Annotated in this window: 1 protein-coding gene; it reads left to right on the top strand. The window is 58.9% G+C overall.

The genetic code is table 11. The annotated features are described in order from the left end of the window. Positions 1 to 66: 66 nt before the first annotated feature. Positions 67 to 1213 (top strand): IS3 family transposase gene (locus ACX3P0_RS25255; RefSeq protein WP_459092970.1). Its coding sequence is split into 2 segments (ribosomal slippage), with 1148 coding nucleotides annotated over them: positions 67 to 331 and positions 331 to 1213; the frame shifts between segments, so codons are not numbered across the junction. This gene is flagged as partial in the annotation.

The following is a 1213-nucleotide window of genomic DNA, read 5'->3' as shown; positions in this document are numbered from 1 at the left end:
TGGTCTGCCCCCTGAAAAGTGGTCCTCCCTTATGTATGGCTTTTGAGCCGATGGAGGACTTAAGAAATGGCCAGAAAGAGACACAGTGCGGAAGAGATCGTCACGAAGCTGCGGCAGGTTGACGTTCTGACTTCGCAGGGCAGATCGGTCGCGGAAGCGGTCCGATCGATAGGTGTGACGGAAGTAACATATTATCGTTGGCGGTCTGAATACGGCGGCCTCAAGGGCGACCAGGTCAAGCGGCTGAAGGAGCTTGAGACGGAGAACACGCGTCTTCGGCGCGCCGTTTCCGACCTGACTCTGGACAAGATGATCCTGGCGGAAGCTGCACGGGGAAACTTCTAAGCCCCGCGCGTCGCCGCGCCTGCGTGGATCATGTTGTCGCTGAGCTTGGCGTTCCCGAACGACGGGCATGCCGAGTTCTGGGGCAGCATCGTTCCACACAGCGCAAGGTTCCGACTACACCGGATGATGAAGCGGCCTTAACCGCCGACATCATCGCGCTCGCCATCCAATATGGCCGCTACGGGTATCGCCGCATCACAGCGATGCTGCACCGTGCGGGCTGGGTGGTGAACGTCAAACGGGTCGAGCGGATCTGGCGGCGCGAGGGGCTGAAAGTTCCGCAAAAGCAACCCAAACGAGGCCGTCTTTGGCTGAACGACGGTTCCTGCATCCGGTTGCGACCGGAGTATCCCAACCATGTCTGGTCCTACGACTTTGTCGAGGACCGGACCCACAATGGAAGGAAAATCCGCATGCTCAACGTGATCGACGAGTTCACAAGAGAATGCATCTCCATCAAGGTGAGCCGGCGGCTAAAGGCCGTCGACGTGATCGATGTTCTGTCCGACCTGTTCATCCTGCGCGGCATCCCCGGCCACATTCGATCCGACAATGGCCCGGAGTTCATCGCCAAGGCATTGCGTGAATGGATTGCCACCGTCGGTGCCAAGACCGCCTACATCATGCCCGGCAGTCCTTGGGAAAACGGGTATTGCGAGAGCTTCAACTCGAAGCTTCGCGACGAACTGCTCGATGGAGAAATCTTCTATACGCTGAAGGAGGCCCAGATCGTCATCGAAGGATGGCGGCAGCATTACAATACAGTGCGACCACATTCATCGCTGGGCTATAAACCGCCCGCACCGGAAGCTATCCTGTGGCCGGCTGCGCAACCCGGACCAGCTTCGCCGGCCACACCGGCCGTAGC

This window comes from Mesorhizobium sp. A556 (genome assembly GCF_054489545.1).
The sequence above is the reverse complement of the archived record's forward strand: the minus strand, read 5'-3'. Positions and strand labels throughout refer to the sequence as shown.